The organism is Streptomyces vastus (assembly GCF_039532825.1).
GTDB classification, from domain to species: domain Bacteria; phylum Actinomycetota; class Actinomycetes; order Streptomycetales; family Streptomycetaceae; genus Streptomyces; species Streptomyces vastus.
Genome location: NZ_BAAASJ010000018.1, coordinates 26,960 through 51,818, shown reverse-complemented (window position 1 = coordinate 51,818; position 24,859 = coordinate 26,960). Strand labels below are relative to the sequence as shown.

Annotated in this window: 22 protein-coding genes; 9 read left to right on the top strand and 13 right to left on the bottom strand. The window is 70.5% G+C overall.

Annotated elements, in window-relative coordinates; genetic code table 11:
* Positions 1 to 100: 100 nt before the first annotated feature.
* The 5 genes from ABD357_RS07130 to ABD357_RS07110 form a co-directional block, all read right to left on the bottom strand.
* The gene (locus tag ABD357_RS07130) at positions 101 to 1,090 is read right to left on the bottom strand and encodes a malate dehydrogenase (protein WP_344388311.1); all 990 of its coding nucleotides are present in this window, start codon (positions 1,088 to 1,090) and stop codon (positions 101 to 103) included.
* A gap of 727 nt (positions 1,091 to 1,817) precedes the next feature.
* Entirely contained in the window at positions 1,818 to 3,086 is a 1,269-nt protein-coding gene (locus tag ABD357_RS07125; RefSeq protein WP_344388309.1) for an XRE family transcriptional regulator, read from the bottom strand.
* A 455-nt stretch (positions 3,087 to 3,541) separates the two neighbouring features.
* Positions 3,542 to 4,450 (bottom strand): helix-turn-helix domain-containing protein, encoded by a 909-nt coding sequence (locus ABD357_RS07120; protein WP_344388307.1) that lies wholly within the window; start codon positions 4,448 to 4,450, stop codon positions 3,542 to 3,544.
* Positions 4,451 to 4,677: 227 nt separating this feature from the next.
* Complete coding sequence (locus tag ABD357_RS07115; protein ID WP_425584758.1) at positions 4,678 to 5,133, bottom strand: DUF3017 domain-containing protein; 456 nt, start codon at positions 5,131 to 5,133, stop codon at positions 4,678 to 4,680.
* 379 nt (positions 5,134 to 5,512) lie between these two features.
* Positions 5,513 to 6,367: a bifunctional methylenetetrahydrofolate dehydrogenase/methenyltetrahydrofolate cyclohydrolase gene (locus tag ABD357_RS07110; RefSeq protein ID WP_344388305.1), complete on the bottom strand. Its 855-nt coding sequence runs from the start codon at positions 6,365 to 6,367 to the stop codon at positions 5,513 to 5,515.
* 450 nt (positions 6,368 to 6,817) lie between these two features.
* On the opposite strand from ABD357_RS07110, the gene ABD357_RS07105 reads away from it, so the two are divergent.
* A complete protein-coding gene (locus ABD357_RS07105; RefSeq protein ID WP_344388303.1) occupies positions 6,818 to 7,420 on the top strand; it encodes a hypothetical protein in 603 nt (200 codons plus the stop codon).
* 178 nt (positions 7,421 to 7,598) lie between these two features.
* A complete protein-coding gene (locus ABD357_RS07100; protein ID WP_344388302.1) occupies positions 7,599 to 8,105 on the top strand; it encodes a GNAT family N-acetyltransferase in 507 nt (168 codons plus the stop codon).
* A gap of 74 nt (positions 8,106 to 8,179) precedes the next feature.
* Here ABD357_RS07100 and ABD357_RS07095 read toward each other — a convergent pair whose 3' ends face one another.
* From ABD357_RS07095 to ABD357_RS07085, 3 genes are read right to left on the bottom strand one after another with little or no spacing between them, the layout of a single operon-like run.
* The gene (locus ABD357_RS07095; protein WP_344388301.1) at positions 8,180 to 8,653 is read right to left on the bottom strand and encodes an NUDIX hydrolase; all 474 of its coding nucleotides are present in this window, start codon (positions 8,651 to 8,653) and stop codon (positions 8,180 to 8,182) included.
* Positions 8,654 to 8,696: 43 nt separating this feature from the next.
* Positions 8,697 to 8,993 carry a DUF397 domain-containing protein gene (locus ABD357_RS07090; RefSeq protein ID WP_344388300.1) on the bottom strand — a complete coding sequence of 99 codons (297 nt, stop codon included), beginning with the start codon at positions 8,991 to 8,993 and terminating at the stop codon, positions 8,697 to 8,699.
* Positions 8,974 to 9,828 (bottom strand): helix-turn-helix domain-containing protein, encoded by an 855-nt coding sequence (locus ABD357_RS07085; protein ID WP_344388299.1) that lies wholly within the window; start codon positions 9,826 to 9,828, stop codon positions 8,974 to 8,976. Before ABD357_RS07085 ends, ABD357_RS07090 begins: the two co-directional genes overlap by 20 nt.
* Positions 9,829 to 9,943: 115 nt before the next feature.
* Here ABD357_RS07085 and ABD357_RS07080 point away from each other — a divergent pair, with 115 nt between their 5' ends.
* The 5 genes from ABD357_RS07080 to ABD357_RS07060 all read left to right on the top strand — a co-directional run bounded on the left by ABD357_RS07080 (position 9,944) and on the right by ABD357_RS07060 (position 15,427).
* Positions 9,944 to 10,165, top strand: coding sequence for a hypothetical protein (locus ABD357_RS07080; protein ID WP_344388297.1), 222 nt, complete (start codon positions 9,944 to 9,946; stop codon positions 10,163 to 10,165).
* A gap of 508 nt (positions 10,166 to 10,673) precedes the next feature.
* On the top strand, positions 10,674 to 11,429 hold the full coding sequence (locus ABD357_RS07075) for an FHA domain-containing protein (RefSeq protein ID WP_344388294.1): 756 nt from the start codon (positions 10,674 to 10,676) through the stop codon (positions 11,427 to 11,429).
* Entirely contained in the window at positions 11,426 to 12,775 is a 1,350-nt protein-coding gene (locus ABD357_RS07070) for a protein kinase domain-containing protein (protein WP_344388292.1), read from the top strand. The genes ABD357_RS07075 and ABD357_RS07070 overlap by 4 nt, the downstream gene beginning before the upstream one ends.
* Positions 12,776 to 12,958: 183 nt before the next feature.
* A complete protein-coding gene (locus tag ABD357_RS07065) occupies positions 12,959 to 13,321 on the top strand; it encodes a hypothetical protein (RefSeq protein ID WP_344388291.1) in 363 nt (120 codons plus the stop codon).
* 192 nt (positions 13,322 to 13,513) lie between these two features.
* Positions 13,514 to 15,427, top strand: coding sequence for a protein kinase domain-containing protein (locus ABD357_RS07060; protein ID WP_344388289.1), 1,914 nt, complete (start codon positions 13,514 to 13,516; stop codon positions 15,425 to 15,427).
* 60 nt (positions 15,428 to 15,487) lie between these two features.
* Here the strand turns inward: ABD357_RS07060 and purH are convergent, their stop codons facing one another.
* Positions 15,488 to 17,059 (bottom strand): bifunctional phosphoribosylaminoimidazolecarboxamide formyltransferase/IMP cyclohydrolase, encoded by a 1,572-nt coding sequence (gene purH, locus ABD357_RS07055; protein ID WP_425584755.1) that lies wholly within the window; start codon positions 17,057 to 17,059, stop codon positions 15,488 to 15,490.
* Positions 17,056 to 17,697, bottom strand: a complete 642-nt coding sequence (purN, locus tag ABD357_RS07050; RefSeq protein WP_344388287.1) for a phosphoribosylglycinamide formyltransferase — start codon at positions 17,695 to 17,697, stop codon at positions 17,056 to 17,058. The genes purH and purN overlap by 4 nt, the downstream gene beginning before the upstream one ends.
* A gap of 405 nt (positions 17,698 to 18,102) precedes the next feature.
* On the opposite strand from purN, the gene ABD357_RS07045 reads away from it, so the two are divergent.
* Positions 18,103 to 19,116, top strand: a complete 1,014-nt coding sequence (locus tag ABD357_RS07045) for an ICP22 family protein (RefSeq protein ID WP_344388285.1) — start codon at positions 18,103 to 18,105, stop codon at positions 19,114 to 19,116.
* Between the two features lie 248 nt (positions 19,117 to 19,364).
* On the opposite strand, the gene ABD357_RS07040 is transcribed toward ABD357_RS07045, so the two are convergent.
* Entirely contained in the window at positions 19,365 to 20,930 is a 1,566-nt protein-coding gene (locus ABD357_RS07040; RefSeq protein ID WP_344388383.1) for a cell division protein PerM, read from the bottom strand.
* Positions 20,931 to 21,116: 186 nt separating this feature from the next.
* Between ABD357_RS07040 and ABD357_RS07035 the strand changes: the two genes are divergently transcribed.
* Complete coding sequence (locus ABD357_RS07035) at positions 21,117 to 22,277, top strand: helix-turn-helix domain-containing protein (RefSeq protein WP_344388283.1); 1,161 nt, start codon at positions 21,117 to 21,119, stop codon at positions 22,275 to 22,277.
* An 89-nt stretch (positions 22,278 to 22,366) separates the two neighbouring features.
* On the opposite strand, the gene sucD is transcribed toward ABD357_RS07035, so the two are convergent.
* Both sucD and sucC read right to left on the bottom strand, forming a co-directional pair.
* Positions 22,367 to 23,251, bottom strand: a complete 885-nt coding sequence (gene sucD / locus ABD357_RS07030) for a succinate--CoA ligase subunit alpha (protein ID WP_033329097.1) — start codon at positions 23,249 to 23,251, stop codon at positions 22,367 to 22,369.
* A 21-nt stretch (positions 23,252 to 23,272) separates the two neighbouring features.
* Positions 23,273 to 24,451 carry an ADP-forming succinate--CoA ligase subunit beta gene (gene sucC, locus ABD357_RS07025; RefSeq protein WP_344388278.1) on the bottom strand — a complete coding sequence of 393 codons (1,179 nt, stop codon included), beginning with the start codon at positions 24,449 to 24,451 and terminating at the stop codon, positions 23,273 to 23,275.
* Positions 24,452 to 24,859 lie beyond the last annotated feature (408 nt).

Genomic DNA, 24,859 nt, shown 5'->3' with positions numbered 1-24,859 from the left:
GCCCGCACGGCCGGGTGTGGCCGTACGGGCTCGAGGATGCCGGGGGTCGGCTCGGCCGAACGCCGAGGATCGTCTCGGATCAGCCGCTCAGGTCGGGCCGTTAGATGAGGCCGAGACCGCGGACTGCCTCCCGCTCCTCCTCCAGCTCCTTCACCGACGCGTCGATGCGGGTGCGGGAGAAGTCGTTGATGTCGAGGCCCTGAACGATCTCGTACCGGCCGTCCTTCGCGGTGACCGGGAAGGAGGAGATCAGGCCCTCGGGGACGCCGTACGAGCCGTCGGACGGGATGCCCATCGACGTCCAGTCGCCCTCGGCCGTGCCGTTGACCCAGGTGTGGACGTGGTCGATGGCGGCGTTCGCGGCGGAGGCCGCCGAGGAGGCGCCGCGGGCTTCGATGATGGCCGCGCCACGCTTGGCGACGGTCGGGATGAAGTCCTCGGCCAGCCACTTCTCGTCGCCAACGGTCTCGGCGGCGTTCTTGCCGGCGACCGTGGCGTGGAAGATGTCGGGGTACTGGGTGGCCGAGTGGTTGCCCCAGATCGTCAGGCGCTTGATGTCGGCGACCGAGGCGCCCGTCTTCTTCGCGAGCTGGCTCAGCGCACGGTTGTGGTCCAGACGGGTCATCGCCGTGAAGCGCTCGGCGGGTACGTCCGGGGCGGCGGCCTGGGCGATCAGCGCGTTGGTGTTGGCCGGGTTGCCGACGACGAGGACCTTGATGTCGTCCGCGGCGTGGTCGTTGATGGCCTTGCCCTGCGGCTTGAAGATGCCGCCGTTGGCCTCGAGCAGGTCGCCGCGCTCCATGCCCTTCGTACGGGGGCGGGCGCCGACCAGGAGGGCTACGTTCGTGCCGTCGAAGGCGACGTTCGGGTCGTCGGAGATGTCGATGCCCTGAAGGAGCGGGAAGGCGCAGTCGTCGAGTTCCATCGCCGTGCCCTCGGCGGCCTTCAGCGCCGGGGTGATCTCCAGGAGGCGCAGCTTGACCGGCACGTCCGCGCCGAGCAGCTGGCCGGAGGCGATGCGGAAGAGCAGGGCGTAACCGATCTGGCCGGCCGCGCCGGTGACGGTGACGTTCACGGGAGTGCGGGTCATGGCGTTCTCCGTATGACAGCTGGCGGTGGGGCGTCCTTGCCCCGGGGTGCGGACCTACAGATGATCGATCTCTTGGCGTCAAGAGAGATCCAGCGATCAGGCTATCGCGCATCCAGGATCCCGGACGTCCGGGTCCATGTGGCCCACCCCACAAGCCGCTCCGCGGGTTGGGCCACATGAAGAGGCGGCCGCCGGTTCGGGAGAGGGGGATCGGCGGCCGCCGGGTGGGAGTGCCGGGGCCGGGAGGTGGTGCCACCTCCCGGCCGGGACCGGATTCCCGTGGGGGTTGAGGTTCGCCTGCCCTCGAGTTTGCGGGTCATTCCTGTTGTTCGCGGTTGCCTCCGGGGCGCCTTCCGGGAGGGTGAGTTCGGTGCATGGGCGGCTGCGGGTCCGTTGTGGCTTGTCGCGCCCCGCGGCGGAGCCGCTGATGTCACAGCCCGGCGCCCCTGAAGGGGGGCTCCCGGAGCCGTCAGTCATCATGCTCACCAGCCACTACGTGCCCGCAGCCTCCCACCGGCGGAAGGGGACGTGGGCCGGTGCGTCGTATGCCCGTCGCTCAGGTTCTGTCTCAGGCCACCCGCACCCTGTACCAACACCGGGCCGTACGCCCGGCCTGCGACGGGCTGACGCACCAGACCACGGCCCCGCACCCACCACCCACCCAAGGGGCGCGAGGAACTGCGCGACAAGCCACGACGCCGCCGCAGCCGACAACGAACCCCCCTGCTCAACCGGCGGACGCCGTGCAGCCCTCCTCGCCCGAAGCCAACGTCGCGCAAGCCTTCGCATCGCCCGCGTCCTTCACGGCCACCATCGGCGTGTACGTGTCGGTGTCCACCTTCACCCTGCCGGTCTGCTCCGCCGCGCCCGACGAGCTGATCTGGACCTCGTCGCCGACCGTGGCCTGCGTGATGCGGGCCCAGGCGGCGCCACAGGTCTCGCTGTAGCGGACCTCGACGAGGGCCGTGCCGACCGTGACGTTGTCGGTGGTCGTCGCCAACTCGCCGCCGCAGCCCATGTTCTCCGGGTCCTGGCCCGTGCAGTCCTCGCCGCTGCACTGGACACCGGGCGGCAGGTTCTTGCTGACGGACGGGGTCGGGCTCGGCTTCGCCTCGTCCCCGCTCCCGCCCTCCCCACCGGGGTCGGTGAGGTAGAGGGCCGCCGCGATCACCACGAGCGCGCCTACGACGCCCGCGAGGAACATCGTGACCCGCCGCTTCCGCCGCTGAGCATCCGGCGAACCACCGGAGCGCGGCGGCCGGGCGTCCTCGGGCGGCCCTCCGGTCGGACCGGACGGCCCGGTCGGCGCGGAGTACCCGGACTGACCGGACTTGCCGCCCGGTCCCGCCGAACCGGAGAGGTTTGACGGCGGAGCAACACCCCAACTGCCCGTACGCGGAGCTGAAGGACCCCCAGGAGTGGCCGTACCAGACCTGCCGGACACACCGGAGGAAGCCCCACCCGACGAACTCGACGAGCCCGACGACTCCCTCTGCGGAACCCGCCCAAGGAACGACGTCGGCGAATCCCCGCCCGACGCGGGGCTCCGCGGCGGCGCCGAGGCCCCGGCGCCCGCCGGCTTGGGCGGGGCCGCAGCCGCGGCCTTGCTCGCCGGCTTGCCGCGGCTGCCACCCTTGGCCTTGGGAGGCGTGGGCCCCAACTCCCCGAGCGCGGCGCGCGCCTGGGAGATCCGTATGGCCTCCATGGTCATGTCGTGGCGCATCTCCGAGCGGCTCCATGCCCGCTCGGCCAGCTCCCACATCGTGGTCAGATGGACCGGATTCGTTCCGGTCACCTCGGCCAGCGCCACGATCGCGCCCTTGGGCGCGAGCAGCCGGCCGTTCAGATACCGCTCCCAGGACGTTTTGCTGTAACCGGTGCGGTCGGCCACGGCAGCGACGCTCAGCCCGCTGCGATCGACAAGTCGACGCAGCTGGCTGGCGAACTCCCTGACCTGCGGATCGAGTTCATCCGGCAAGGCCCTCCAACGAGGCATTGCTCCCCCTCTTCCCCCCGTACGTGCTTACTTTCCTCGCGCGTGACGCCCTCTGCCGAGTCCCCGTTCCGGCCTACCCACAGGGATGCGCGGAGCCAGGATCTCAGTTCCCCGGGTGCGGGCGCACAGGAGCATTTCGAGCCGTGGGCATGCACCGTTGCACGCCCGCTGGTATGCGGTCCAGTGTCCCACCGAGATCCCGTGCTGCCTGCTGGGCCCCCTGGTCAGCGCACGGGAAGTCCTGGACCGTCCCGATTGCCCACGTTATCCCTGACGTTGGACGTGATCAGATCAAATCCCCGAACTTGTCAATACATCGACACAACGGGAACACATACACGACATCGTCTGTCACTAGTGAACCGGATGCATCAGGGGAATCGCATACCTACCGGCGGGTGAAGTACAGATCGTTACGGGACTCGTCGCACGACAAGCACGAGGTACCGGAACGGTCACCTCCGTGCCACAGGGAACTCACAGGTGTTGAAGCCCCGTTGGCACGTCCATGACTCTTGAGCGCAGGCGGCGTCCGTCCTCGCTCGGGGGAGTGGACGGACGTCGCCGACCCCCCGCCGGTCCTGGGCTCGTTGCACCGGTACAAACCGGGCGCAAGCCGGGGGAAAACCGAGCTCAGACCTCGATGCAGACACGTGGCCGTGCCGGGCCGGCAGGCACTGCGCCTCCACGACGTCCCAGCCGACGTGGTTGATGTCGAGCAGCACCCGCTCGGAGGCGCTGTGCCCGGCGTACAGTCCGCCGTCCTTGCGGGAGATGTCGCAGTCGTACGTCTGTCCGCGCCGGTAGCTCTCGGCGGCGAGCGCGGTCTGCTGACCGGGACTGTCGGAGTCGTCCTGCCAGGCCGCCCCGACGATCGTCCCCGCGCCGAACGCGACGAGCAGCGCGGCGACGGCTGCGAGGACGAGGCGGGGGCGCGGGCGCGCGGCGGGTGGTTCGCTGGAACAGCGGGATTCGGTTGCCGCTCGCAAGGCGCCCGTTCGCATGGTGACCGTTCGCGCGGCGGCGGTTCGCGTTGTGGCCGGCGCCTCCTCAAGCTCCGCTCCGGACGCCCCTGAAGCTTCCGCCGCCCCCGGAGCCGTCTCGCGCGCCCCCTCCGCCACCTCGTGCAGGACGAGCAGCCGGGTCGGGGCCGTGCCGCAGACGCGCGCGAGTTCGGTCACGGCCCCGCGGGGAACCGGCTTCTTGCCGTTGAGCCGGCGCTCCCATGACGAGGAGCTGTACGTGGTCTTCGCCGCGAGCGCGGCCAGGCTCAGTCCGCTGCGGTCCTTCAAGCGCCGGAGCTGAACGATGAGTTGCCTCTCCCGCTGGTCGAGCGAGTCGGGCAGTTCCTTCCATCGCGCCATGTCGCCACCCGGCTACGTCGACAGCGACTGGGCGGGCCCGAAGAGCGACTCCTCGCCGGTCCGGCTCTACGCACGGAGTGGCAAGTGCTTCACGAACTTAAAGCTGTCTTACATCTACTGCTGAGGCCCCGCGGCACCACAGGCTGACCGAGCCACCGCGAGGAAAACGCGGAGGCCCGCACTCCGACTCGGGGGAGAGTGCGGGCCTCCGCCACGTGCGCTCGTGCTCATCGGATCGTGAAGTGCAGTATGTCTTCCAGGAACGGGATCTCCAGCTTCGGGTCGGGCTGGACCATCATCGCGAGCAGCACGATGGTCACGCCCAGGACGCCATACGTGACGAGGTCCGTGAAGCGGGAGCGGACGGCGAGCATGCCCACGCCGGGCAGCGCCCAGCGCAGTACGCCGCCCAGGAGCAGCCCGACTCCGATCAGCAGCGTGCCGTACCGGAAGACGTCGAACGCGGTGAACAGCAGCCCGAGCCCGACGGTCCCCGCGACGGTGAGCATCGGCCACTGCCGCGCGGGCGCGGGCGCGTCGCCGGACGCGGCCCGGCCCCCGCCCTCGGGCCGAGCGGTGTCCCTCGTGATCCGCGGAAACCGCCGGGTGGTCCGCTGCGGCTCCCCGTCGGGGCCGACGGTACTGACGGCGTCCCGGGTGACGATCTCGCCCTCCCGCGGAATACCGCCGGCCGCCTCGGCGGAACCCGGCCCGCTGCCTGCCGGCTCCTCGCCGTGCGGCTCAGCGCCCGGCGAACCGCCGGAAGACGGCTCTTCAGCCTGCGCGGATGTCGCGGGCGACTCCAGGCCTTGCCGTTTCGCGGCACGCGGTTCTCCGTTGCGCGGCCGGTCGGCTTCCGGCTTCGCGGCCCGCGCGGACTCGGCGCGCGGGCCGGAGTCGCGTGCCTGTGCAGACCCGGTACCCGGCTCGGCGTCACGGGCCTGTGCAGGCTCGGTACCCGGCTCGGCGTCACGGGCCCGCCCTGCCCCGGAGCCCGGCTCGGCGTCGCGTGCCCGCGTCGCCTGCGGCGATTCGGTCGCGTCCCGGTTCCCGGTCGTGTCCTCAGCCGACACTGCGTTCCGCCGCCTCGACCACGTTGACGAGGAGTTGGGCCCGGGTCATGGGGCCGACTCCGCCGGGGTTCGGGGAGATCCAGGCGGCGACCTCGGCGACTTCCGGGTGGACATCGCCGACGATCTTGCCCTCGGCACTGCGGGAGACGCCGACGTCGAGGACCGCGGCGCCCGGCTTGACGTCCTCGGGGCGGACCAGGTGCGCGGAGCCGGCCGCGGCGATGATGATGTCCGCCTGCTTCAGGTGGGAGGACAGATCACGCGTACCGGTGTGGCACTGCGTCACCGTCGCGTTCTCGCTGCGCCGGGTGAGCAGCAGCGGCATCGGGCGGCCGATCGTCACGCCACGGCCGACGACCACGACCTCGGCACCCTTGATCTCCACGCCGTGCCGGCGCAGGAGGGTGAGGATGCCGTTCGGCGTGCAGGGCAGCGGCGCCGGCTCGTTCAGCACGAGACGGCCGAGGTTCATCGGGTGCAGACCGTCCGCGTCCTTGTCCGGGTCCATCAGCTCCAGGACACGGTTCTCGTCGATGCCTCTGGGCAGCGGCAGCTGGACGATGTAGCCCGTGCAGGCCGGGTCCTCGTTGAGCTCCCGGACGACGGCCTCGATCTCCTCCTGCGTGGCGGTCGCGGGCAGCTCGCGCTGGATGGAGGCGATACCGACCTGTGCGCAGTCGCGATGCTTCCCGGCGACGTACTTCTGGCTGCCGGGGTCATCGCCCACCAGGACGGTTCCGAGACCGGGCGTGATGCCCTTCTCCTTCAGGGCCGCCACGCGGACGGTCAGGTCGGACTTGATCGCGGCTGCGGTGGCCTTGCCATCGAGAATCTGGGCGGTCATGTGCCCATCCTCGCGGATGACCGTGCCCCGCTTCCAATCAGGGCGCCCCAAGGCCACCCAACGGCCGCTCGACCGCCCTGTCCCTCGTACGGCGTGATGCGCGGCTGAGGCGGCACACCCCTGCCTCATTCGCGAACAAAGGGGAAGTTTTTTGCGCACCCGCGTCGCCGGATGGGTCACCAAGGACGCGATCACGCAGACCGGTCACGCCCAGTCGGACCAGGGCCTGGACCGCGACGCCGGCGGGGATCTCGTATCCATCCAAGATCAGCGATGTTGCACTTGCACAACACCTACGGAATCCGTCTGGACAAATAAGCGGCGCGTTAAGGACGATGAACGCCACAGTGCCGCGGGGCAGTACCGGGGGGACGAACCGCATCTGTAGAACCTTCCTCCGAAATGTGCCGCGTCGTCCCCGCACTCACGCCACAACGGAGGAAAGACGCCATGAGCTTCGGCGACCCGAACAACCCCTACGGCGCGCCGCAGGGCCAGCAGCCCGGCTACCCGTCCCAGCAGCCCCCGGGCCAGCCCGGCTACGGCGCCCCGCAGGGACAGCCGGGTTACGGCTACCCGCAGGCGCCGCCCCTCCAGCAGCAGCCGTACGGCGGCTACCCCGGCGGTCCGATGCAGATGCCGGGCGGCGTGAAGTCCGCGCGCGTGATGCTGTTCGTCATCGCCGGTCTCCAGGTGATCGGCGCCATCCTGATGGCGATCTCCGCCGTGGCAGTCCAGGCGGCCAAGGACGACCCGTCGCTCGAGAACGAGGTCGAATTCCAGCAGCTCGCCGACTACCCGTCCGGCGTCCTGTGGTTCGCGACCGTCGCGGTCCTGGCCTGGGGTGTCTTCGCGATCTTCCTCGGCGCGAAGATCGGCAGCGGCGGCAACGGCATCCGCATTGCCGCCATGGTGTTCGCCATCATCACCGCGATCCTCGGCATCTACCCGTTCATCATCATCGGCCTGGCGCACACCGTGCTCGCGATCCTCATCGCGGTCTTCGTGGGCAGGTCGGACGGCGCCGCCTGGTTCAACCGCCCGCGCCACTGAGCCGCGAGGCGGCACGTTCGCGCCATTCACACCAAGGGCCGTGTCCCGCCCCCGCAAGGGGAGGGGCACGGCCCTGGCGCGTCGCCACGCCCTGATCCCACGGCGGCGCACGGACGGGGAAACCGGCCCCGCGGAAAAGAACTTGGCCCGGATTGCGGCGACTTGAAGAATGACGGCTATGCAGACGCGACAGGCGTGGCCTGATGACGCATCAGCGGTCGCCGGTGTCCATGTGCGCTCCTGGCAGGCGGCCTTTGCGGGGCTCGTTCCCCAGCACTACCTCGATGCCATGGACCAGAGCCGCGAAGAGGCCGAGTGGAAGGTACGCATCGCGGAAGCACAGTGGCCGTGGTCGGGAGTGCTGGTAGCCGAAACCGGGGCGGGCATCGTCGGATTCGCCGGTTTCGGCCCGTCTCAAGAGACCCCAGCCATCGCGGAAATCGGCACGCTCTACGCGATCCCCGAGGTCTGGGGCACCGGGATCGGAAGGCAGCTGATGCTGGCCACGCTGACGGCCCTCGGACAGGCCGACTACACGCAGGCCACCTTGTGGGTCCTGGAGGCCAACGAACGGGCCCGGCGATTCTACGAAGCCGCCGGCTGGCGCGCAGACGGTGCGACCGTGGAGGACACCACCGGCGGAGCCTCTCTCAACAAGTTGCGTTACCGCCGCCGCCTTGGCTGATGGTCTGGCCGTTTACGTTTTCTGCAAGAGGGGTCAGTGGCCGCAAATCGCGATTCCGACGGCACCCTTCCGGGTCACTGAGCGACGTCGCGCCAGGGACCCTCGGGTACCAGGGCTCGGAGAACGGTCGGCAGTTGTGGCGGCTCGAGACGGTCCGGCAGCGAGTCCAGGTCGGGCCACGCGATCCAGGCGTGACCGTGGAGGTTGGCCTGTTCGTCGGGGAGCAGGCCGGTTCGTACCAACTCCGGTTGGTCCTCGGCGAAGTGGGCTACGAAGAAGTGTTCCTGCCCGACGTACCGCTTGCCGTTCCACCGCACGTCACGGTCGACCGGCACCGAACGGTCCAGGACGGCGGCGGGGTTCAAGCCGGTCTCCTCGGCCAGTTCGCGACGTGCGGCCGTGAGCGGGGTCTCGCCGGGTTCGATGCCCCCGCCGGGCGGCTCCCAGAGCCGTGCCCCGTCAAACGGATCACGCCAGTGGAGAAGGAGCAGGCGGTGGGCGGCATCCAGGCAGATCACCCGCGCAGCGGGCCGATGTGTTGTCTCCACCGTGTCGACACTAGTCGGCACAGGTGCCGTAGAGGTTCGCCGATCAACTCGTCGGTACATCGCCGCCCTTGAGTGCGGTGATGAAGGGAGCCCAGGCGTTCGCGGGAAACAGGAGGGCGGGACCCTGGGTGTTCTTGGAGTCGCGGACGGGGACGAGGCCGGGGAGGTCGTCGCGGACCTCGACACAGTCCCCGCCGGAGCCGTTGCTGTAGGTGCTCTTGCGCCAGCGGGCGGCGCCGGGGAAGCCTTCGGCGACTTCGACGCAGTCTCCGCCGTCACCGTTGCTGTGGCTGCTCTTGCGCCAGACAGCAGTGCTCAAGTCAATCCGGTTGCTTGCCATTTCGGTAATCCTCTGCCGCTGCCTCGATCATGGCAAGGGACGCCTCCGGCGGCAGTGCGGCGGCCCTGAGCCGATCGTATGCCTTGCGGTAGCTCTTCACGAGGGCCGGATCGTCGATGGTGTCACCGCTGTACGACGACTCCGTGTAGACGAGTGGCGGGGCGTCCGGGAAGGTCATGATCTTGACCATGCCCAGCATGAGCGGATGCGGTCCGCAGTTCCACGGAAGGACCTGTGGAGCAATCCGACGCCGCCGCGCCAGTGCCGCGATCCTCTCCAGCTGTACAGCCATCTCCTCCGGCGGGATGATCGGGTTGCGCAACAGCACCTCCGGCAGGACCACCCAGTACTCCGGCTGCTTGTGGTCGTCCTCGAAGAGGCGGGCCCGCGCCATCCGGGCGCTCACCTTCTCCTCCACCTCGTCGTCGGACATCAGCGGGTGAGCCGCCAGGACGACGGCCCGTGCGTACGCCGGTGTCTGCAACAGCCCGGGAATGCCGGTGGGACACCACTCCTCGATGCACTCGGCGTGCTTCTCCGCCTCCAGAATCCGCTCGAAGTACCCGGCATGCCCCTTCCGCTTGGCCTTCCGCACGTCCTCGCACCGCCGCCCGAAGAACCCGTCCGTCTTCAGCACCCGGTCCACATGTCCGGCGAGATCCTCGGGCATTCTCCGCTGCCCCCGCTCGATCTCACTCAGGTAGGTAGGTGCGTAGAAGCTGCCCTCCACCGTCTCCTGCAGCGTGAGCCCCACCCCCTCCCGCTTCCACCGCAACTCCTTGCCGTAGAACTCCGGAACGCTCGCCGAACCGTCAATGTCCTTGCGCCCAGCCATCGTTGACCACCCTTTTCACACCCGGGGCCGTGGACCCCAAACCCCTTTTACGGTACGCCGCCTGACGTCAATGTGTGACGAATTCGTCACGCAACGCACAGGAAGGCGTGCAGCCATGACCCACCACGGCGACCCCCACGACGTACAGGACTGCGTGGACCAACTCCGCACCGCACTGGAAGCGAACGGCATCACGCTGCCGTCGCTCGGCGTCGAGGCGGCGGCCTTCGCGGGGACCTACCCGCCGCGTCACGGGGGCCTCGTGGCGCTCGGCAACTGCAACACGGCCACCGCCCACAAGCTGGCCAAGGCCCTGGACAAGGCGGCGGAGCGATGAAGTCCCTCGTCCTCGAACTGCTCGCGGCCCCCAAGGCCGTTCCCGAGGTCCGTCGCGCTGTCCGCGAGCACTTGGGCCGACCCTGTCCCGAAGTGCAGCTCTGCGTCAGCGAGTTGCTGGCGAACGTGATCAACCACCTCGGCGAGGGCATGCCGGTGACGGTTCGTCTGACCCGTACGGACGGTGGCCGGACGCGCCTGGAGGTCAGCGACCCGGACGCGTGCTCCTGGCTCATCCAACGCCGTCCGGGCCCGGACCGACGAGACGGGCCGCGGCCTCCTGCTGCTCGATGCCGTCGCGTTGGACTGGGGCGTGGAGCAGGGGCCGGGCGGCAAGACGGTGTGGTGCGAGTGCGCCTTGTGAGCCGCGACGGTTCTCAGCCAATGATCAACGTCCAACGCGCCATGCTCGGCGAAAGCTTCGCTTGCGTTCACGGACTTCCCCTACCCTGCGGCTCGTTGGCCGGGGAACGGTGGATTCCCCGGCATTTGGGGGAGGGGACGACTCCATGTACAGCGTCATCGTTGTGCCGCCGTCTTGTGGCGGCGTGGACGGACAAATCAGGATTGCCACCGGGGAGCGGCTCGCGTTCGGGCGGGCCGGGGTGGATGACGGGCTGACCATCGCGCATAAGGGGGTGCCGCGGGTCGCCGGTGAGATCACGGCGCACCGGAACTTCTGGCTGCTCAGCAACTTCAGCGAGGACCAGACGTACGTCGTGGAGAACCCGGAGGGCGCGGGCGAGCACATCAAGGTCGTGCCGGGGCGCATGGACGCGCCCGTACCGTTCGAGTTCTCGCGCGTGGTGCTGCCGGCCGCCGGTGACCTGCTGACCTTCGACGTCTGGGCGCCGCGTCACGTGTTCCGCAGCATCGCGCGGAACGGGCTGGCCGGAGCGGCCACCGTTCCGGCGTTCGCCCTGGACCGGACGAAACGGTACTTCGCGGTGCTGGCCGCGCTGTGCGAGCCCCGGCTGCGCGGGGAGTCACGCGCTCCGCTGCCCGCCGTGGAACAGTTGGTGGAGCGGCTGCGTCCCACCTGGCCCACGGTCAGCCGTTCCTCGGTCTACTGGAACATCGACTACCTGGCCGTCAAGCTGCGCCTGAGGCCCGCCCCGGACACGGCCGACCCGGGCGGGCCGCGCCTCAACGGCAAGAAGGAGTCCCTGGTCTCCCTCGCGCTCCGCTTCGACCTCGTACGCGAGGACGATCTCTGCGCGCTCGCCGCGCCGGCCTCCGTCACGCCGAGCCGGGTGATCCAGTGACCGGGCAGGAGTCGTGTGCGGTCCCCGTGCCGAAGGGCTACCGGGTCGGACCGTGGGAGATCCGCGAGCCCCTCGCATCCGGTGCGTTCGCCACCGTCTACACGGCCCGGCTGGTCGGCGACGCGGAGCCGGAACTGCCCCGTCAGGCGGCGCTGAAGTTCCTGCCCACCGGGACCCGCACCCCGCGCCAGTTGCGCCACCTGCGCGAACTGGCCGAGCGTGAAATGGAGTTGCTGGAGCGGCTGCGCGCACCCCGCCTGATCCGCATGTACGACACACTGACGGTCGACGACCCGGACCATCCGGAACTGGACGGCGCCACCGTCCTCGTACTGGAACAGGCCGAGGGCTCCCTGGACGCCGCACTGAAGCGGACTCCGGCTCCCGACTCCGGCCCCGCGCTCCTGGCCCAGATCTGCGAGGGCCTGCACCAGCTGCACCACGCGGGCTGGGTCCACGGCGACCTGAAACCGGCCAACGTCCTGCTGATGAAGGACGGCACGGTCCGGCTGGCCGACTTCAACCTGGCGGCCGAGATGGAGGGCACCCACGCCTTCGCCCCCGCTTTCGCCACCCCCGACTACGCACCACCGGAACTGCTCTGGTCCGAGATGGAAGAGCGGGGTACGCAGATCCGGCCCACCGCCGACATCTGGGCCTTCGGCGTTCTCGCCCATGTCGTCCTCACGGGAGCGTTCCCGATGTCGGGCGGCAGCACCGAGGCGCGCTCCGACGCGGCGATGCGCTATGCCCGGGGTGCCGAGGAACTGCGTCTGTCGCACCAACTCCCGGAGGGCTGGCGGGAGATCGTCCGCGACTGCCTTGGCCCCACGCACGAGCAGCGCGCCGCCGACACCGCCTCCCTGCTGCGCCGGGTGGAACAGGCCGCGGGCACCTCCCGCTCGGCTCGGCTGCCGAGGCTGCGGCCCCGGAAGTGGCGGCGCCCCGTCCTGGTGGCCGCGTTCGCAGCGGCGTTGCTGGGGACGGCGACAGTGACGTACACGTACGCGCTGAAGGACGAGGCCCCGGGCGCCTCGGCGCCTCCCAGCTGCGAAAAGCCCGCGATGTACGAGGACGAGACCCACGGCCGCGGCTACACGGCGGGCTGGAACGGCACCTATGACTTCGCCATCAAGCAGGGCGACGGCGGCAGCCAGGTCAGAGAGGCCCAGTGCCTGCTCAAGCATCTGCACGGCATCACCGAAGTCGGCGAGGTGGACGGCGACTTCGGCCCCCTGACCCATGCGGCTGTCGTCACCTTCCAGAAGCGCGCCGGACTGGACGCGGACGGCATCGTCGGCCCGAACTCGTGGCGTGCGCTGCGCAAGGCCGAGCCGGCCGAATAGAGAAACCCGGACCGACAGAGAAGCACAGTCCCTGCCGCGGGGGACCCTGAAAGCTTCCAGGTACCCCGCGCCGCTCTCCCCCACCAGAGTGGTCCACGCGTCAGCACGGGAAGCGCAAGCCTCGACCGCGCCGCTCGTCACACGCACCGACCACATCCAGAACAGCAGGGGGAAGGACCAATCATGAGCATTCGCAAGCAGTTTGCCGCTCTCGCCCTGACCGGCGCCCTCGCAACCGGCGGCCTGATCGCCGGCGCGGCCCCGGCCGCCGCGGCGCCCTCGGGCGCCCAGGCGACCTGCCCCTATCCGTACGCCTGCATCATCAAGAACGGCTCCATCATCGGGCGGTTCCGGGACGTCACGTCCGGATGGCAGAACCTGCCGTCCCGGCCCAGGGGCCCGCTTCAGGTCGTGAACACCCGTAACGACGATGTCGTGTACATCCGCTACTCGAGCGGGTCGACGGCGTGCATCACTCCCAACACCACGTGGAGCACGTCCAGCACGCTCACCGGAATCAGGATCTCCTCCTCTTCCACGTGCTGACCTGTTTCTGATCCTCTGGATCTGGCCGCGGTGACCGTCATGGGCGCCGCGGCCATTTTCCGTCCGCAGTGCCGTCGCACGTCCCTGACGCGAGTCCACAGAGCAGACATCGCCCTTCCACCGATCGCGATAGCCTCGGGTAACTGCTGTGGCACAAAAGCACCTTGTGCAGGAAGACCACCCGGGGGACCCATGTCAGACCAGCGGCCCGAGTCGCCGTATTCGCCGGCGACCGGGAACGCCACGCTGGGGCAAGCCGGTGCCGGCCCGCCGCAGCCTTCGGATCCGGCGCAGATCGGCCCGTACGTACCGCTGGGGCGCCTCGGCAGCGGCGGGATGGGCCGGGTCTATCTGGCGCGGCCCGTCGACGACAGGCCGGGGCTCGCCGCGGTCAAGGTGATCAGGCCCGAGTACGCCGAAGACGCCGACTTCCGGCGGCGGTTCGAGCGTGAGGCGGCCGTGCACGCCCGGGTCGGACCGCCGCACGCGCCGGAGCTGCTGGGCACCGGGTTCCAGGATGAGCTGCTGTGGATGGCCACGCGGTATCTGCCCGGCTTCAGCCTCTCGGACGCCGTCAAGGAATGCGGCGTACTGGAGCCGGCCGGAGCCTGGCGCCTCGTGGGAGAACTCGGCCGGGCCCTGTCGGCGCTGTCCGCCGAAGGGGTCGTACACCGGGACCTCAAACCGTCCAACGTGATCCTGTCCGAACAGGGCGCCCACGTCATCGACTTCGGCATCTCGCATGCCGTGGACGCCAGCGCGATCACCGGCACCGGCAACAGGGTCGGCACCCCCTCCTTCATGTCGCCCGAGTACCTCAGGGAGGGCCGCTGCGACACCGCCTCGGATGTGTTCTCGCTCGCGGGCACGCTCGTGTACGCCACCACCGGGCACGCCCCGTTCGGTGACGGCACCGGAGTGGACGTACTGCACCGCGTGGCGTACGAGGAGCCCGACGCGGAGATCATGGGTGAAGTCGCAGCCATGGACACAGCGTTGGGCGACCTGCTGGCCGGGTGCCTGGCCAAGGATCCCGCCGGGCGGCCGACCCCGCGACAGCTGATCGAAGCGGCCGAGGCGCACGGCGACGGCTCCTCGGCGAGCTCCTCCTGGCAGGAACCGCTCGACTCCCGGCTGCTCGACCGCCGCCAGGCCTGCGAGGTGCTGCGGCAGACTTCCGTCCAGCAGACCGGTCACGTACGCACGCCTACGCAGCGGGTGGCGGCCCCCGCTCCGGGACCGGGCTTCGGGCCTGCCACGCCTCCGGGAGCGTACGGGCCGGGGGCGCAGACACCGCCGGGAGCGTACGGGGCGGGATCGCAGACACCGCCTGGTGCGTACGGTGCTCCGACGCCGCCGGGGCAGTTCGGTCCGCCCTCGGTCGGGGTACCGCAGACGGGACCGACCCGAGGTCATCCTCCGGCCGGCGGTCGCGGGCGCGGTCGCAAGAAGGTGTACTTCGCCGTCGCCGCCGTGCTCGCCGTGTGTGCCGTCGTCGTGAGCGCCTTCCTGCTCACCCGGCCGGCCTCCGAGGACACGGCGGCCTCTTCGTCGCCGACGGCCTCCGAGACCAGCACCCCCGATGACAAGGCGAGGGCACCGCTGCCCAGTGACTCCGATCACTCGCCCTCCAACAGCAAGGAGAAGAAGGAGGAGGACGGGAGTGGCAAGGAGGACGCCTCCTCCGGAGGGAGCGGCGCCGGATCCGCGGCCGGAGGCGGCACGGGCGGTGCTGAGGACACCACGCCCACGGTGACCCCGTCGGCAACGCCGTCCGGCGGGAACGGCGGCGGGAGCGGTGGCGGCACCACCCCGCGCCCCTCCCCGACGCAGAGCACGGCCCAGCCGGCCACACCGCCGTGGATCTCCCAGTGCACGTACTACTCCGGCACACAGCTCACGCAGTTCGGCGACAAGAACCAGCGGGTGGTGCAGGTGCAGTGCATGCTCACCAATCGCGGGTACGGCATCGGGCCCGCGGGGGTGGACGGCCAGTTCGGCCAGGACACCTTGACCGCGGTGAAGCGGTTCCAGGGCGACAAGGGACTGAGCGTGGACGGCGACGTGGGGCCCAACACCTGGGCGGCGCTGCGCAGTCGGACGTAACGGCAGACGGCAACGGCCCGCCAGTGGTGACCAGCGGGCCGTTCGCACTTCCAGTCGGTGTCAGTGGAAGAAGTGCCGCGTCCCCGTGAAGTACATCGTGATGCCCGCCTTCTGCGCGGCCTCCACGACCACCTCGTCACGGACCGAACCGCCCGGCTGCACCACGGCCTTGACCCCGGCCGCGGTCAGAATCTCCAGACCGTCGGGGAAGGGGAAGAACGCGTCGGAGGCGGCGTACGAACCCTGAGCGCGCTCGGCACCCGCCCGCTCAACCGCCAGCTTCGCCGAGTCGACCCGGTTGACCTGCCCCATCCCGACCCCGACCGAAGCCCCGTCCTTGGCGAGCAGAATGGCGTTGGACTTCACGGCCCGGCAGGCCCGCCAGGCGAAGGCGAGGTCAGCCAACTCGTCGGCGGACAGGGCCTCGCCGGTGGCGAGAGTCCAGTCGGCCGGGTCGTCGCCCTCGGCCTGGAGTACGTCCGTGATCTGGGCGAGACCGCCGCCGTCGATCGGCTTGAACTCGGCCGGGGGCTGCGGGCCTTCGGGGCAGCGGAGGACGCGGATGTTCTTCTTGCGGGCGAGGATCTCGACCGCGCCGTCCTCGTAGTCCGGGGCGACGATGACCTCGGTGAAGATCTCGGCGACCTGCTCGGCCATCGCCACGGACACCGGACGGTTGACGGCGATGACGCCACCGAACGCGGACAGCGGGTCGCAGGCGTGCGCCTTGCGATGCGCCTCGGCGACGTCGGCACCGATCGCGATGCCGCACGGGTTGGCGTGCTTGATGATCGCGACGCAGGGCTCACTGTGGTCGTACGCGGCCCGGCGCGCGGCGTCGGTGTCCGTGTAGTTGTTGTACGACATCTCCTTGCCGTGCAACTGCTCGGCCTCGGCGAGACCGCCGCAGCCGCCCGTGTAGAGAGCGGCGGGCTGGTGCGGGTTCTCGCCGTACCGCAGCACGTTCTTGCGCTCGTACGTGACGCCGATGAAGCCCGGGAACTCCCCACCGTCACCCGCGTAGTCACCTGCGAACCAGCCCGCGACCGCCACGTCGTACTCGGCGGTGTGCCGGAACGCCTCCGCCGCGAGCCGCTTGCGCGCGGTGAGGTCGAAGCCGCCGTCCGCGACCGCCTTCAGCACGTCGCCGTAGCGGTCGGGGCTGACGACGACCGCGACCGAGGGGTGGTTCTTGGCGGCGGCCCGGACCATGGAGGGCCCGCCGATGTCGATCTGCTCGACGCACTCGTCGGGCGAGGCGCCCGAGGCGACGGTCTCGGTGAAGGGGTAGAGGTTCACGACGACGAGATCGAAGGGCTCCACGCCCAGCTCGGTCAGCTGGTTGCGATGGTCCTCGAGTCGCAGATCGGCGAGGATCCCGGCGTGCACGCGCGGGTGCAGCGTCTTGACCCGGCCGTCCAGGCACTCGGGGAACCCGGTGAGTTCCTCGACCTTGGTGACCGGGACGCCGGCGGCGGCGATCCTGCCGGCGGTCGAGCCGGTGGAGACGAGTGCGACCCCGGCCTCGTGCAGCCCGCGGGCGAGGTCTTCGAGCCCGGTCTTGTCGTAGACGCTGATGAGCGCACGCTTGATCGGGCGCTGTGTGCCTTCCGTGGTCACTTCGGCGGTCACGGGATAACTACCTTTCGTCCCTCGATGCGATAGCCGTGACGGGCGAGCCGCCCCACGACATCGACGAGCAGCCTTCGTTCGACTTCCTTGATGCGCTCATGGAGAGCGGCACCTTCGTCCTCGTAGTCCTCGTCCCGGACCTCGACCACGCCCTGAGCGATGATCGGGCCGGTGTCGACGCCGTCGTCGACGAAGTGGACGGTGCAGCCGGTGACCTTCACGCCGTACGCGAGGGCGTCGCGGACACCGTGCGCTCCCGGGAAGCTGGGCAGCAGCGCGGGGTGGGTGTTCACGAACCGGCCACCGAAGCGGGCCAGGAACTCTTTGCCCACGATCTTCATGAACCCGGCGGAGACGACCAGATCCGGCTCGTACGCCGCCGTGGCCTCGGTCAGCGCACTGTCCCACTCCTCCCTGGTCGCGTGGTCCTTCACGCGGCAGACGAAGGTGGGCAGGCCCGCGCGTTCGGCCCGCGCGAGGCCCTCGATGCCCGTACGGTCGGCGCCGACCGCGACGATCTCGGCCCCGTAGACGGCCCGCCCCTGCATGGCGATCGCGTCGAGGAGAGCCTGCAGGTTCGTACCTGATCCGGAGACCAGCACGACGAGGCGCTTGGCCACGGGATGGGCGGCGGCCACGGCGGGGCCCTTTCTCGGGAGAGCGTTTGTAGGGTCGTACGAATGCTTCACGCCCCCTGATACGGGGAAGTCTACGAAGCGGCCGACCGTCAGCAACGATACCGGCACAGCGATCGGCCCTCTTGGGACGGGGGCGTGGCCGGAAGGTAGCGTCTGGGAAGGATCCGCCGGGGAACACGGTCCACGTGGGGGGAACGCCTCCGACGCATGGGTCGTTGTCCAGGGGCGGGGACGAAACTCGGGCATGACGCCCGCCGCCTGCTCCACCCGCTTGCTTCGCCACCCGCTCGACCAGCACCAACCATCGATTTTGCTCCACCAGCCCGATTCGCAGACCTGATCCGCCAGCCCGATCCACCAGCCTGATTCGCCAGCCTGATTCGCCAAGGGGAAGACGCACACCTGATGCCGGACCGCAGCCTCCGACTCCTCCCACTCCTCCCCTCCCTCGTGTCCGGCCCTTCGGGGGGCGCCGAGGGAGGGGGGCGGGGTGCGTTCGACCCGTCCTCCCCGTCCTTCCCGTCGTTCGTTTCCGACCGGCCGTCCGGGGTGACGCCCGCGCAGGGGGGTGGGCGCGAAGGGCTGCTGCTGCGGGAGCGGCACTCGTCCTCGTCGGCCACTCCGCCGCGTGAGGGCAAGGGGTCGGAAAGCGGTTCGACGCGACCCTCGGGCGCCTCCGGTGAGTCTGGTGCCTCCGGTGACGGGAACTCGGGTGGGGACGCGTCGCCGCAGGGCGGGCAGGGAGCTCCGCCGCCCGCGGACGACAACCCGTTCGCGCCTCCGCCGGAGGGTGCGCCCGACCGGCCGTGGCAGCCGCGCCGGCCCGCGGACGGGCAGGGATCGGACGAGGGGCAGGGCGGCAACGGCGGGCACTCTCCCTGGGGCAGCCAGTGGAGCGACCGGCAGCCGGGGCCCGCACAGGGCGGCGGTTTCGGTGACCGGCCCCGCCCCACGGGTGGCCCCGGCGGGCAGGACGGCCCGGAGGGATCCGGCGGCCCCAACACCGGTCTTCGCTGGGACCCGACGGACCCGACCCAGCGCCGCGCCCGCTATGCCCTGCTCTCGGGCATATGGGCCTTCTTCTTCGCGCTCTTCAGTTGGCCGTACGTAGCGCTGCTGCTCGGCGCGCTGGCTCTGTACTGGGGCATCAGCACGCTGCGCGCCAAGCCCCGCGCGCCGGACCCGGACGCCCCGGCGCCCACGCCCGGCGCCGGCGCCCGCCCCCAGACCACGGCAGCGATCAGCGGCCTGGTCACCGCGTCGCTGGCCCTCGCCATGGTCGCGGCGGGCTTTGCGGCGCAGCTTGTGTACCGCGACTACTACACGTGCGTGAACGACTCCCTGACCAACACGGCGAGGCAGTCCTGCGACAAGCTCCTGCCGGAGGAGTTGCGGGGGTTGCTGGGGTCGCGGGGCTGAGGTCTGTTTCTCGGCTGCGGGTTGAGTGTGGCTGGTCGCGCAGTTCCCCGCACCCCTGGGGTGGGTGATGGTGCCGGGCCGTGGGCCGGTGCGGGTAGTTGGGGGTACGGGCCTTGCTCGGGGCGCGGCTTGCTCGGGGCGCGGGAAGGCGCAGGCTTTTGCGATTCAGGGGCGCGGGGCTGTGACATCAGCGGCTCCGCCGCGGGGCGCGACCAGCCACGACGCACCCGCAGCCGCGACACGCAGTGTCACCCCTCACCCCCTCGCGGGGGCCTGGGGGCGCAGCCCCCAGTTTCGGGAAGGGGCGGGGCTGGGGAAGAGAACCCTCCCACCCCACCCCCCGCCCCGGGAGCAAAGGGGTCCGACGATTCGACCGGGTCGACCGGCAGGAAGTCGTACGGCTCGAAGCCGGGCTCCTCACGGACGGCAGGCAGCACTTCCCGGTGCCGTCGCCGGGGCACCCGCAGCCACGTGGGCCGAGTCCAGGAGGGCCAAGACCACGTGAGCCAGGACTGGGACGCGCCCTGAAGCTTCCGCGCCCGCGGCTCGCGCAGACGCCACGCCCGCAGCCCCACCGCCACCGGCACCCCCACAACCGCGGTCCACCCCGCCGCCGCAGGCCCCGTCTGCCACCAGACAGGGCCGAAGTCGGCGAGTGCGGCCACCCCGAGGGGCCCACCGGCCAGTGTGGCGAGCACCGCGAGGGCGAGCCCGCAAAGAAGCGCCGCGAGCGCCACGGTTCCGGAGACCCGCCCGCGCGACCAGGCCTCGCCACGCGCGGGCGCCGTCGGGCTCACGTCCCCCGCTCCCTCCCCCCTCGGCACCCCCGCCGCCACCGCGAACCACGCCACCACCACCCCCGCGGCCAGCGGCACCGACGCCACGGCCCAGTTCAGCGGGGTCCCCGGGCCCGCGTCCGGCAGCGCCGTCAGCAGGGGGAACGCCGACAGCATGGGCGCGGGCGACGAGGACAGGGGATCCGTCACGTGCCCGGCCCCGAGAGCGAAGCCCGGGCCGAGTGCGTACGCCGCGCCCCATACCGCCGCGTTCGGCAGAAGAGCCAGCGCCAGCAGAAGCACGGCCACACGACCCGACCATGCTTCGGTCAGTTCCAGGAACGAGGCGCGGGCCGCCACTCCATGCCAGACCAGCGAAACGCCCACCAGCAGTGCCCCGCCCCCGACGAGCACCGCCGCCCCGGCCCCCGCCGCGCGCCCGGCGGCCATGAGAACGCCGCCCGCGACGAGACGGCGTACGCCCTTGGGAAGGGCACGACGGACGAATGGCGGCAGGGGCCCGCCAGGGCGCCCGTACGCCGTCCAGACCCCTGCCCCCGCCGCGGCCACGACGAACAGCGGCGGCCACACGACGCCCACCGTCCAGGACGGGCGGAACGTACCGCCCGAGGCGTACAGCAGGACTGCCCCGCCGACCGCCAGATAGCCCGCGACCACACCGCCCCACGCGCTGCGGGCGGCAGGCACCGCGCCCCCGCCGTCGCCCTCCGCCGCGTCGCGCGCCGCTCGGTGCAGCAGCCACGAGGGCAGCGCGATCAGGAGCAGCGGAGTGACACCGACCGGCGCGGGTACGCCGGAAAGGGTCTCGGTGCGGACGAGCTCGACGCCGTGCGCCAGCAGCCACAGAGCGGCGGCGATGTGCAACGCCCCGTCGGGACCGCTGTCCGGGTAGGGCGAACTGATCCACAGGAGTATCACGAGGACGGCGAACGAGCCGAGCCCCAGCCCGGCCGCGAGGACACCGCCGACGAGGCCGCCAACCGGTCCGGGCGACCGGGTGGGCGGGTGCGGCGGCATCGGGCCGCGGTCGGTCAGGTGGATCGGACGGGCCGCGCGGGCCGGGTGCCTCGAGTAGGCCGAGTGGGTTGGGTGAGTCACGCCGCCATACTCCCAACGACACGCACTTTCCCGGCGTAATGGGCGAAGTCTGGACGCGTCGCTCAAAATATGCTTTATGCACTCATATGTCTGGAGGGGCGCCCAGTGACACAAAGCCCGGCCAGAAGCCCCGCCAGTCCGCTGCCGCCGCCCAAGGAACGTCGCCGTCTGCGCCAGGCCCACTCCCTGAGCCAGGCCGAGGTCGCCGCCAGGGTGGGCGTCACCCCCAGGACGGTTCGGTCCTGGGAGACCGGCCGCACTACGCCACGGGGGCGCAGGCGGGAGGCGTACGCACGGTTGTTGGAGGAGTTGGCTCCGCTCGATGCGAAGCCTGAGGTTGAACCCGAGCCCGAGCCCGAGCCTGAGCCGGTGCCCGAACCCGAACCTGCGGCTGAGCCGGTGGCCCAAGCCTGGCCCGTGGCCGAAGCCGTGGCCCAGCCCGAGCCCTCCGCCCCCACCCCGACCCCCGCCCAAGCCTTCGACGCGCTCTACGCGTTCTGCGTCCCCAGCCTCGTACGGCAGACGTATCTCCTCACCGGGCGGCGGAAGTTGGCGCGAGAGTCCGTGGACCGTGCGTTCCAACTGGCCTGGCAACGCTGGCCGGAGGTGGCGGTCGACCCGGACCCGGCGGGCTGGGTGCGGGCGGTGGCCTACGAGTACGCACTGTCGCCCTGGCATCGGGTGCGCCTTCGCCACCGGCGCCCGGACACACCGCCCGCCGCCCCGAGCGATCGCCGCCTGCTCTCCGTACTGCTGAGCCTTCCGCCCGCGTACCGGCGCACGCTGCTCCTCCACGACGGCCTCGGCATCGGCCTGGCGGAAACAGCGGCCGAGACGGAGGCGAGCACCGTCGCGGCGGCGAACCGCCTGCTGCACGCACGCCAGGCGATCGACGAGCAGTTCTCTGACCTGACGGATCGACAGGAGCTACGACGCCGCCTGACGAGACTGATGAAACTGGCGGACAAGGAGCGCCTGCGGACCGCCCCGAAACCCGTAGCAGTCCGCATGAGCAGCGAACGCCGCGCCCAGCAGTGGACGCGCGCGGCCATCGCCTTCACCGCCCTGCTCGTCACCGCCACGGCCATCACCGCCAAAACGGCCCCGAGCCACTACGAACCTCCGGTGCCCCCGGGCGAGAAGATCCACGGCGTACCGCCCCGAGCGGTCCCCGGCACCCTCTCGGACAAAGAACAGAAGCTACGGGCAAAGCTGAAGTCGGAATCGGCGAACGGCCCCGAGAGACTGAGCCCCCAGAGCCGTTGAGCCGTTGAGCCGTTGACGCTGCGGGAAAAGCAGGTGGGCCCGCACCCCAGCGAGGGATACGGGCCCACTCAGCGTTCAGCCGAAGAAACTCAGCCGGCGAGAATCGCGCGCGCCAGCTTCGCCGTCTCCGTGGGCGTCTTGCCGACCTTCACACCGGCGGCCTCGAGCGCTTCCTTCTTGGCCGCGGCCGTACCGGAGGAGCCGGAGACGATGGCGCCGGCGTGGCCCATCGTCTTGCCCTCGGGCGCGGTGAAGCCCGCGACGTAACCGACGACCGGCTTCGACACGTTGGCCTTGATGAAGTCGGCCGCGCGCTCCTCGGCGTCGCCGCCGATCTCACCGATCATGACGATCAGGTCGGTGTCGGGGTCGGCCTCGAACGCGGCGAGCGCGTCGATGTGCGTCGTACCGATGACCGGGTCGCCACCGATGCCGACGGCCGAGGAGAAGCCGATGTCACGGAGCTCGTACATCATCTGGTACGTCAGCGTGCCGGACTTCGAGACCAGGCCGATGCGGCCCGGCTTGGTGATGTCGCCCGGGATGATGCCGGCGTTCGACTGGCCGGGGGTGATCAGACCCGGGCAGTTCGGGCCGATGATCCGCGTCTTGTTGCCCTTCTCGACCGCGTACGCGTAGAACGCGGCGGAGTCGTGGACCGCGATGCCCTCGGTGATCACGACCGCGAGGGGGATCTCGGCGTCGATGGCCTCGACCACGGCGGCCTTGGCGAAGGCCGGCGGTACGAAGAGGACGGAGACGTTGGCGCCCGTCTTCTCGATCGCCTCGGCGACCGTGCCGAAGACCGGGATCTCGTTTCCGTCGATGTCGACGGAGGTGCCGGCCTTGCGTGGGTTCACGCCGCCGACGATGTTCGTGCCGTCGGCCAGCATGAGCTTGGTGTGCTTCATGCCCGTGGCACCGGTCATGCCCTGGACGATGACCTTGCTGTCCTTGTCGAGGAAGATAGCCATGGTGGTCTGAGTCCCTCTTCCTTACTTCGCAGCCGCGAGTTCGGCGGCCTTGTCGGCCGCGCCGTCCATGGTGTCCACGCGCTGTACGAGCGGGTGGTTCGCGTCCGACAGGATCTGGCGACCCAGCTCCGCGTTGTTGCCGTCGAGGCGCACGACCAGCGGCTTGGTGACCTCTTCGCCCTTCTCGGCGAGCAGGGCCAGGGCCTGCACGATGCCGTTGGCGACCTCGTCACAGGCGGTGATGCCGCCGAAGACGTTGACGAAGACGGACTTGACGGCCGGGTCGCCCAGGATGATCTCCAGGCCGTTGGCCATGACCTGGGCGGAGGCGCCGCCGCCGATGTCGAGGAAGTTGGCGGGCTTCACACCGCCGTGGGCCTCACCGGCGTACGCGACCACGTCGAGGGTGCTCATGACGAGACCCGCGCCGTTGCCGATGATGCCGACCTCGCCGTCGAGCTTGACGTAGTTGAGGTTCTTGGCCTTGGCGGCGGCCTCGAGCGGGTCGGCCGCCTCCTTGTCCTCCAGCGCCTCGTGCTCCGGCTGGCGGAAGTCGGCGTTCTCGTCGAGCGAGACCTTGCCGTCGAGGGCGATGACCTGGCCGGAGGCGACCTTGGCGAGCGGGTTGACCTCGACGAGGAGGGCGTCCTCCTTGATGAAGGTCTCCCACAGCGTCACCAGGATGTCGGCGACCTGGTCGGCGACCTCGGCCGGGAACTTCGCCTGGGCGACGATCTCGCGGGCCTTCTCGATCGAGACGCCCTCGTTGGCGTCGACCGGCACCTTCGCGAGGGCGTCGGGGTTCTCCTCCGCGACGACCTCGATCTCCACGCCGCCCTGTACGGACGCCATGGCGAGGAAGGTGCGGTTGGTGCGGTCGAGGAGGTACGAGACGTAGTACTCCTCGAGGATCTCGGGAGCCGTCTCGGCGATCATCACCTTGTGGACCGTGTGGCCCTTGATGTCCATGCCGAGGATGTCCGTCGCGCGGGCGACGGCCTCGTCCGGGGTGGCGGCCAGCTTCACGCCGCCGGCCTTGCCCCGGCCGCCGACCTTGACCTGGGCCTTGACGACGGACTTGCCGCCAAGACGCTCGGTCGCCGCGCGCGCCCCCTCAGGCGTGTCGATGACTTCACCGGCCAGCACCGGTACACCGTGCTTGGCGAAGAGGTCCCTCGCCTGGTACTCGAACAGGTCCACGCGCGTCCGTCCCTATCAGGTATCTCGCGGTTCGTTGGTCTCCGTGGGCGTGCCGCGAGGGCAACGTGACTGCGCGGTCACTAGGAGGGCGTGGGCACGGTGGCCGACACGCGGCATGTCCGTACCGCAGGCTATCGCCGCTGACGGCGGGGTCGTAAATCGCAGATCACACCTGAGCGGTGATTACGGTCACAGATGCGGGTCTGATCAGGGCCTCACCAGGCTGGGGTTGGCCTGGTGAGGCCCCTGTAACAGCCCCTGAGGAACGCGCGAACAGCCACTCAGGGGTTGCAGGGCGGACGGTCCCCACCCCATTGGGGACCACCCGCCCCTGTCCGCGGGATTCAGGTCGGCCGGCCGATGGTTTTCGGCTGCCCGGCGCTGGTTCCCGCGGAGTCGGTCGGGTGC